Annotated in this window: 4 protein-coding genes; 1 reads left to right on the plus strand and 3 read right to left on the minus strand. The window is 37.9% G+C overall.

What is annotated here, in order from left to right; translation table 11 throughout:
• Position 1: 1 nt before the first annotated feature.
• Both ACVRZH_RS07390 and pyrR read right to left on the minus strand, forming a co-directional pair.
• Positions 2–925, minus strand: coding sequence for an aspartate carbamoyltransferase catalytic subunit (locus ACVRZH_RS07390; RefSeq protein ID WP_447454657.1), 924 nt, complete (start codon positions 923–925; stop codon positions 2–4).
• Positions 926–1,114: 189 nt separating this feature from the next.
• A complete protein-coding gene (gene pyrR / locus ACVRZH_RS07395; RefSeq protein ID WP_447454658.1) occupies positions 1,115–1,633 on the minus strand; it encodes a bifunctional pyr operon transcriptional regulator/uracil phosphoribosyltransferase PyrR in 519 nt (172 codons plus the stop codon).
• 300 nt (positions 1,634–1,933) lie between these two features.
• Between pyrR and ACVRZH_RS07400 the strand changes: the two genes are divergently transcribed.
• Entirely contained in the window at positions 1,934–3,583 is a 1,650-nt protein-coding gene (locus ACVRZH_RS07400; protein WP_447454659.1) for an Rqc2 family fibronectin-binding protein, read from the plus strand.
• Positions 3,584–3,662: 79 nt separating this feature from the next.
• Here the strand turns inward: ACVRZH_RS07400 and ACVRZH_RS07405 are convergent, their stop codons facing one another.
• Complete coding sequence (locus ACVRZH_RS07405; RefSeq protein WP_447454660.1) at positions 3,663–9,461, minus strand: ZmpA/ZmpB/ZmpC family metallo-endopeptidase; 5,799 nt, start codon at positions 9,459–9,461, stop codon at positions 3,663–3,665.
• Between the last annotated feature and the right edge of the window lie 375 nt (positions 9,462–9,836).

Here is a 9,836-nt window from a genome sequence, read left to right on the forward strand (position 1 = left end):
TTTAAACTTTTCCTCTCAGAATAGCTTCGATAATAGCCATACGAACATAAACACCATTTTGCATTTGGCGAACAATGCGTGATTTAGATGCTTCAACAAGACTATCATCAATTTCCACATCACGATTGACTGGGGCAGGGTGCATGACAATGCTATTGTCATGCAAACGTTGATAACGTTCTGTTGTTAAGCCGTAATTAACATGATAAGTTTCTTTTGAAAAAGCTCCCTCGCCATCATGACGTTCATGCTGTACGCGAAGCAACATCAAAACATCTAATTGTTCAATCACATCATCAATGGCAACATGCGTGCCATAAACATCAAACTCGCTAGAATACCATTCTTCTGGACCTGTAAAATACAAGTTAGCTCCTAGACGTTTGAGCACTTGCATATTTGACTTAGCCACTCGCGAATGAGTAATATCACCACTAATAGCGATATTTAAACCATCAAAATAACCAAATTCTTCATAAATCGTCATCAAATCAAGCAAACACTGACTTGGGTGCTGTCCCGAACCATCACCACCGTTAACAATAGACGTTTGAATAGTACGGCTATCAATCAAATCTTTGTAGTAATCAACTTCAGAATGACGGATAACGCAGATGTCAACACCTAAGGCACTCATGGTTAAAATGGTATCGTACAGGGTTTCTCCCTTATTAACCGAACTTGTCTTCGCATCAAATTCGATCACTTCCAACCCCAATTTTTTCTCAGCCACCTCAAAGGATTTATGGGTACGTGTTGATGACTCAAAAAAGAGATTCGATGCAAAGTACTGTCTATCTAAAGAAAACTCAACGTCTCCTTTTTTAAAATCAATGCCTCTTGAAATTAAACCTAGAACTTCTTCATTAGAAAGAGTCTCCATTGTCACCAAGTGTTTAAGTGAAACCATACCATCTGTGATCATGTTTGATATCCTTTTCTACCCATCTCTTATGGGAAAACCTAACATTTAAGAAACAATATAGTGATAACAACTGTGCTTATAACATCTGCTAAATCAAGCACTAACTAAAACAGAAACCTTAACGAGATTCATCTGTTTGATTAGGATTATGCCATGAATGATTCGAACAAAAAGACTAAACAAAATTAGCTATGGTGCTGATAGGATTACCCTATCTTGTCCATCAACTTCCACCATTTCAACAACGATTTCTTCCATCGAACTAGTCGGAATATTTTTGCCGACATAATCTGCTCTAATAGGTAATTCTCTATGACCTCTATCTACTAAGACAGCCAGTCCTACTCTAGCTGGACGACCCAAACTCACCAAGTTATCAATGGCAGCTCTAATGGTACGGCCAGTGTAGAGAACATCATCAACTAAGATAATATCTTTATCAGTGATATCCACTGGCATCGTGCTAGTATCTTCTTCTACTTTGATATCATCTCTGAACGGTTTTGTGTCAAGCTCACCAACCGGAATATCTATTCCTTCAAGCTGCTTTAGGCGCTCCTGAATGCGTCTAGCAATATAAACACCCCGTGTCTTAATACCAGCTAATACAAGATTATCAAGTGATTTATTACGCTCAATAATCTCATAAGTAATGCGAGTAATCGCACGTTTCATTGTTAACTCATCAACAATTTCTTTTGTCTTCATTAACAAAACTCCTTTTTTTAATTACTGGTTGCCCAGTTCATAAACGAAAAACTCCCCTTGTCGCCAAGGAGAGTCACTTAAATAAAAGCATTAAAAAAGATGCTCTGTTTTTATTTGATCTCCTTGACTGCCTCTCTGGACAGCATTAAAGGATTTTATCCGTTTGTCATATCATATCAAAAATCAGAACCAAAAACAAGGAACAATGCGTATTTTTCTAAAAAAATAATCTAAACCAAACGTTATGACCTATCTTATGGTATAATTGTTAGCATTAGAATAGATAAGGAAGTAAGTAACATGTCATTTGATGGCTTTTTTTTACACCATCTCACTAAGGAATTGAGACGAGATATCCTAAACGGACGCATTCAAAAAGTTAATCAACCTTTTGAAAGAGAGATAGTGCTACACATTCGACAAAATCGCCAAACCTATAAACTTTTGCTATCTGCCCATCCTGTCTTTGGTCGTGTTCAAACCACCCAGACAGAGTTTAAAAATCCTCAATTTCCTAATACCTATACCATGATTATGCGAAAATACTTGCAAGGGGCTGTTATTGAAGATATTAAACAACATGGTAATGATCGCATTTTAGAATTTGCGATTTCAAACAAGAATGAAATTGGTGACCATATCCAAGTCGCTCTCATCATTGAAATCATGGGGAAACACAGCAATATTATTCTTGTCGATAGAATAGAAAACAAAATCATTGAAACGATCAAGCATGTTGGGTTTTCACAAAATAGCTATCGTACCTTATTACCTGGTTCTAACTACATCGAACCACCCAAACCCAAAGGGCAGAATCCCTTTACTATTTCTGACGAAGCCTTGTTTGCCATTCTTCAAACTGAAGAACTATCACCTAAAAACCTCCAGTCCTTCTTTCAAGGGCTGGGACGTGATACAGCAACTTATTTATCAGAAGTGCTGGTGACAGATAAGTTAAAAAACTTCCGTCACTTCTTTCAAGCAGAAACGACACCAAGTTTGACAGATAAGGGGTTTTCTCCAGTAGCGTTTGATGCGAGCAGTCAAACATTTGATAGTTTAAGCCAACTGCTCGACTACTACTATCAAGACAAGGCTGAAAAAGATCGTATTGCCCAACAAGCAAGTGACCTCATCTCTCGCATTCAAAACGAATTGGATAAGAACACTAACAAACTCGCCAAACAGCAACAAGAATTAGCTGATACGGAAACTGCGGAAATATTCCGTCAAAAAGGGGAATTGTTAACGACCTTCCTAAGTCAAGTGCCTAACAACCAAGAGTCTGTCACATTGGATAATTACTACACTAACGAACCCATTGTAATTAACTTAGATAAGGCACTAACACCAAATCAGAACGCACAACGGTATTTTAAAAAATATCAGAAACTCAAAGAAGCAGTCAAACATTTGACAGGATTGATTGAAGAAACCAAGCAAACTATTCACTATTTGGAAAGTGTTGAAGTTGCCCTGTCTCAAGCTTCTATTGATGATATCGAAGATATCCGTGAAGAATTAACAGAAACTGGATTTATGAGACGACGCTCTCAAGATAAGCGACACAAGCGTAAAAAACCAGAAACCTATCTGGCTTCAGATGGCAAAACAATTATTCTTGTCGGGCGCAACAACCTTCAAAACGAAGAAGTCAGCTTTAAGTTAGCTAAGAAAGGCGAGCTCTGGTTCCATGCAAAGGATATTCCTGGTGCCCATGTCCTCATCAAAGATAATCTTAATCCAAGTGACGATGTCAAGACTGATGCTGCCGAACTAGCTGCTTACTTCTCTAAAGCCAGACTATCTAATCTCGTCCAAGTTGATATGATTGAAGCCAAGAAACTTCATAAACCTACAGGTGGTAAACCTGGTTTTGTCACTTATACCGGTCAAAAGACCCTACGCGTCACGCCAACAGAAGAGAAAATTCAATCAATGAAACGATAAAAAGAGAGAACGACAGCAATATGCTAAAATCGTTCTCTTTTTTCATTTTCTCTTAAAAGCCATATCATTGACTGATAAATTAGTCCTCTTTTTTAGTCCTAAGACCGATTAAGCCTAACAGACCTAAACTAGAAAGAATGCTAAAAATAGTATTGGACTGCTCACCTGTTTTTGGCAAAACAGTAGGACTCTGATTAGAAATAGTGCCATTGACCACCTCTGTCATTTTTGATGGCACTTCATTAGATGATAATTTGGTATCTACTGGATACCAGTCACTTTCTTTTGACAACATTTCTTGAACTTCGAGTTCTTGTTTCTCATCGCCATTAGACGAGATTAACACCTTAGTGATAAGATTTCCTTTACTATCTTTCCAAATATCATAATAGTTAAGACTATTACCCTCACGCTCTACCACATATTCCACAAATGCTTCTGGCAACTCGAGAACTGGAGGCTCAGTTGAAACTTTGTGACTAACCTTAGTTCCAATACGAACCAATTCTGAGACAGCTAGACTTTGGACTGTGTCTGAGACTATCTCACCATTAACACGAATTACTAGACGTAAACCATTTTGGCCTTCACGAGTAACATGGCGCTCACCTTGCAACATCGTTTCATCTAAAATCGTTTCAGTCATAAACGGAACAACTTCTTCAGAAACCATTGCTTCTGGCAATTCGAGAACTAGAGCCTCAGTTGAAACTTTGTGACTAACCTTAGTTCCAATACGAACCAATTCTGAGACAGCTGAACTTTGGACTGTGTCTGAAACTATCTCACCATTAACACGAATTACTAGACGTAAACCACTTTGACCTTCACGAGTAACATGACGCTCACCTTGCAACATCGTTTCATCTAAAATCGTTTCAGTCATAAACGGAATAATTTCTTCAGAAACCGTTGCTTCTGGCAATTCGAGAACTGGAGCCTTATTCGAAACTGTTGTTTCTCTCTTGCTGCCTTCTTCAATGAGCTCTGTAATTGGTTGAAGGATAATTTCTTCTGATACAAGCTTTTCGCCAACATGAATCAGGCGACGTCTACCATCAATACCTTGTCGTTTCAAGATTCTTCGACCTGATGGTAATTGTGGATTATCAATAACTTCAACACCATGAGGAATCACCGTTTCACTAATAACAGCCTCCTCCAATTCTACCTTAGGAGGATTATGACTGGATTGACCAGATACTAAAGTACCCACTAAGACAAGTTGATGCTTCGGAGCAATACTAATGACACCCTCCGTATCTGTTTGTTTAGTCACTTGACCACTAACAGCATCTAAAAGATAGGTATCTGTATAGCGTTTTTCGCCGTTTTGACCAAGCACTTTTATTTGGCGCTGATTTTTTAATAACTGGTGAGATAATTCTTCAATGACACTAAAGGGAATAACTTCTGTCCGTGACGTACTGCCAGTACCAACCACTAAATACCTAGTGACAGGTTCTTTTTTAACTGTCTCTGTCTGAGAAGTTAGACTACCATTCTGAGAATCAACCGTATAGGTGGTTGTCCTAATGACTTTCCCATTTTCACCAGCAACATGCTCAACAGGCTCACTATTAGGGGAATAGATTTTACTCTCATCAGCAACATATCTGGTTTCAAAAGGTATGTCTTCAACTGTGACAGTAGGTTTTGTACCAATTTTGATACGTTCATTAATAACTTCTTTGGTAATACGCCCTTTATCAGAGACACCATCTGTCATGGTATAGGTCTTTTCACCATTAACACCCGTCACTTCGATAACTTGTTTGCCTACAGATAGCGTATCATCAGCCACATACGTTGTCGTATAAGGGATGACTTCTTTTCTAGTCTCAGCAACTGGTGCATCAGAAGGTTTTAATTGATAATGCCATACGCCATAAACATCTGTAACATTATCTGTCGTACTATCTATAGTTAGAGTATCTAACATCTCATTACCACTATTTTTCCAACCAGTAAAGACCCATTCTCCCTTCCCATCATCAGCATCTAATTTGGTAGCAATATCTTGTAATTTAATGGTATCACCAGTGACAACAAATCTTTCTTTTGGTAAATAGTTTTTTGTAGCAGTTGGTAATTTTGTTTGATTATCAGAAATAAAATGATATACCACACGCTTCTCAACATTATAAATCCAACCATTTTCATCATTTGGTGATAGGGTTTTATTTAGTGGCACTAAAGTGACAGTTGGGTCAGCTGCTTTTGCCAAGAGATAAACAAAACGTTTGCCATCATAATCGCTAAAATCGAGATTAGCTTTTCTAAACGTGATACTCATTCCTCTAACAGAAGCATCAGCATTTTGAGCAGTAACTTGACTATCCGCATTTAGATGAAGTTCTCCTTCACCTGATAAGCGCTCAAGTGCTAAGCTATTTTCCTCAAGAGTTAAACGACTACCTTTATCCACTCTCAAATGATTATTAACAACGTTAGCCGTCACAGGAGTTAAAGTGGCTGTCGCACCATTTCTTAATGTCAAATCATTGACATCAGACAAACTCATGTTTGAGAAATTGCTATCCAAGATTACGTTTAGGTGACTTGAACGATTTCCTACCATGCTTGTTATAAAGTTTGATTTCGATAAAACCGTCACTGTCTCGTTTTTATTGGCTAGCACCTGTAAACCGTCTTTGACACGCACATCTCTCGTATCAAAGGAAACCTCAGCAGCGTTATAAACTTGCACTTGTTTTAACTCAGTATTGCCTGAAACTAACAAACGAGATTGGTCACCGTGTAACTGAATGACTGGCTTTAATTCAGGGCGTTTGGCAACATCCGTTATAACATTTTCCATAGTTAATGACTGATTTGCCAAACGGATAGTTGGTGTTTTGGTCTCTTCTGGAACCATGTTTAAGGTGACGTTTTTCAATGTCAGATTAGCATTGACACTCAACGCTTCATTTAATAATAAGGTCATCGATGGTGTTTGACCTTCAATGGTTACAGGTTTAGAAATAGTGAGTGGAGAACGTTCTGTCATATTCCCTACGAGAACAATCTTACCACCTTCTCGAACCTTATCCAAAGCCTGATTTAAATCACGCATTGGTGTTGTTGGCGTCTCACCATCGCCCGTTCCAGTATTAGAAACATAGATGATATCGTATTCATTAGGCGCCAATACCAATGACATTAAATCATTATGGGCTAAGGCTTTTTTCAAAATGCCTAATTTCACTTGACGAACGTTTGTTAAACGTGCCCTTAACTGATGTTTTTGAGCTACTGCAGTTAAGTCTGTTTCCGTTAAACTGCCTTTTTCTTTAGTCAAATTAGTAATATCGTTTTTATAAGCTTCTAGAATCTCTAAATCTTTTTTAATAGCTGTTTCTAAATTTGTCTTGAGTTCAGCATCATCCCAAAGTTGATTGACAGGTTTTAGTTTAGACAAACGTTGGTATTGTAACTCTTTAAAAGTTGACCAAGAATTATTGGCTTCTCCATTTAAAATAGCTCTAAAAGCATCCGCATCATTACTATATCTGTCACTGGCATAATTGACATAGGCTTCCCAACCCTTCCACGCTAAAATTTCATAAGCATGTCGTTTAAAGGAAATATCCCCAACAGTGTTCTTATCCGACGTATTTTGGGCTTGAACAGCGTAAAAACTGTCGAGTAACGGAACAGAATCATACTGATTTGTCGTCAGCTCATTGATCAAAGGTGAAACTCCACGTGGAATAAACTGTCCAGATACAGCACCATTGTTAACCAAGTCTTTTATTGAGTTCAAAGAAACATTAGCATCCGTATAAGGTGCAAACTTATCATTTGTCGATATTCTACCTTCTCCAGCTTTTGTCAGATGCAATGACTTATCAGAAGTTGGTCTGATTTGTGACACTTGATTGAAATATGTTTTTTTCTGCTTATCTGTTAAGTGCTCAAAAACAACCTCTGCTTCTTTAACTTCCAAATAAGCAACTAAGTCCATCAGATTTTTCAAATAGTTTTCAAGTGTTGCCTTATCTTTTAACGCTTGTCTCGCCTGAACGCGTTCTGCACTTTCTTTAATATCAATAGCTGTGTTTAAGTTGAACACTGGAACATACGGACTTCCTGAATGTTGTGTGTTGTCAATAGCTTCAAACAAACCACGCGCAAAGACTTCAGGGCCTTGACCTAAACGGCGACCATGTTTACGATAAGTCCCCCCATACATTGCAGCTTCATCATTACCGTGTGTCATTTCATGGGTGAACAAGCCTACACCAGACATGTCTTTGTTCATCAGCCTTGTTTCATAAGCCACTAAAGAAGCAGCGCTAGTAGACACGCCTCCAATACCAACACCAGATTTTTTATAATCGTCGCGCATTTCTAAAGGGGTAAAAAATCTCCTAACAGCATCCGCAGCCTCAGGTCCATCTGCCTTAGACCAAACACCTACCTTTTGCGTATCATATTTGTGGTTGAATGAATCAGTTGCTGTGACGAAAGGAATAGGGTTTTTCTTAACAGATTCCAAGAAGGACATGTAGTTATTGAAACCCTTTAACATAGGTAAGAAAAATGGACTATTGGGCTGATTTTGACCACGTTCCTTACGCAGTAACTCTGGTGGATATTGATCCAGGTAAGTTTCTGTCATACCAATTGTAAATGCATTGATACTAGCCCCTGCGTAAACACCTTTTCCTTGGCTTAGTAGAGGAAGATAGAGCTCTGGTTTTTTATCCTTAATCGTTTCATAGACTGAGGTACCTGATGTCTCTCCTAATAAAGCCTCGGTTCTGGTTTTATAGTAATTCTCAGGTGACATCTGATGGCTAGCAGCTAAATGTTCGACCATTTCAGGTATACTGGCAAATCCAGTAAAATCAGATACTTTTCGCTCTGTAAATAATCGCTCACTCTGTCTCAAAAAACTACTACGCTGATCAACAGTAATACCACCATACTGTTTTAGACGCTCATAAGGGGTTAAGCCATTAGCCGTTATTCCCTTTATGCTATGGGGCTCAAAGACAAGTCGATCTACTAAGTTATCCTCAAAATGATATTGTTGTTCCAGTAAGAAAACACCTCTATATAAAGCCGGTAAATCTGCTTTCAGTGTTTTAACCGTTAAAGAGTTATTTGTCCCTAATAAATCTTTAGCAAGTAAATGTTGTAAGGTAGTTCTTGTCGAGGGAGCTACGGATTCTAATTCATCGTTGTTAGTAATATTAGCATTTGCCAAACGCAAAGCCTCTTTAGTAGCTTCTGGAAGATAAGCATCATAGAGTGCTTTTTGCTCGGGTGTCATACTATTAACTTGAAATGGTAAATTATGCTTCTTTCTGAACTCTGTCAATAGTGGAATGTAATAAGTTGTCAAGTCAGTTGTTGTTAAAGATGTCTTAGGACTAACAACATTAGACATGGCTACATTGTCTGCTGTCGTTTCAAAGTTTGTCAGCAAGATAGTGTTCAATTGGTCTTTTTTAGTTTTATCATAAGAAGCAATGGTATCACTATCTTTAAAGGCTGCATTTTCTTCTAGCAATTCGAGAGCTGTTTTTTCACCACTCTCTTTTTCAGTTGGGGTTGAAACATTCCTAAAAGGCGATGAAGAAACAGGAACAGAAGCCGTCTCGTTATCGTTTGTCAAATCAGTATTATCAGATGTTGCTACTTCGCTTACTGAATCAACTCCCTCTTCAACAGGAGTTAATGCAGAATCTTGATGGGAACTATCTGTTATTTGGTCACTTTTTTCAGGTGAAATGGCAACTACCTCTGACTCTTTAGAATAAGTATCTGCACTTACCATTGGTGCTTGTACCAAAAAAGCATAACCAATACAAACAGACACAACCCCTATAGAGAGTTTTTTGATGGCAAATCGTTGTTTTTTAGACATAGTTTTCCTTTCTATTCGATCCGTTAAGGCTTATCTTACTATTAAGTTAAGCCCTTGTCAATTGATTAAGCAACAGGTCATATCATTTAGCAACATCAACACTCTTTTTAGCTAAAAAAGCTTAAAACTTAAGGATTTCTTCTTGTTAAAATATAAAATGAACAAAACAAGTTTTCTGATATTCAGAACCTCATTTTGTTCATTTCTTATCTAAGGATCAGCTTTGTGATGTTCAAAAAGCTAAAGAGGGCTCTATAATTTCTGTAGTGGGTAACTCCACCATAGAGATTATAGGGCCTTTTGAGTATCAAAAAGTCCCATATGACCTATAATGAAAAGCAAGCAAACCATCATTAGAAAGCCTCATATGGAATA

The sequence above is a fragment of the Streptococcus fryi genome (genome assembly GCF_053206505.1).

Bases quoted from the DNA above. Each gene is read 5' to 3' on its own strand.
- ACVRZH_RS07390 (WP_447454657.1), bottom strand. From the start codon at position 925: ATGATCACAGATGGTATGGTTTCACTTAAACACTTGGTGACAATGGAG.
- pyrR (WP_447454658.1), bottom strand. From the start codon at position 1,633: ATGAAGACAAAAGAAATTGTTGATGAGTTAACAATGAAACGTGCGATT.
- ACVRZH_RS07400 (WP_447454659.1), top strand. From the start codon at position 1,934: ATGTCATTTGATGGCTTTTTTTTACACCATCTCACTAAGGAATTGAGA.
- ACVRZH_RS07405 (WP_447454660.1), bottom strand. From the start codon at position 9,461: ATGTCTAAAAAACAACGATTTGCCATCAAAAAACTCTCTATAGGGGTT.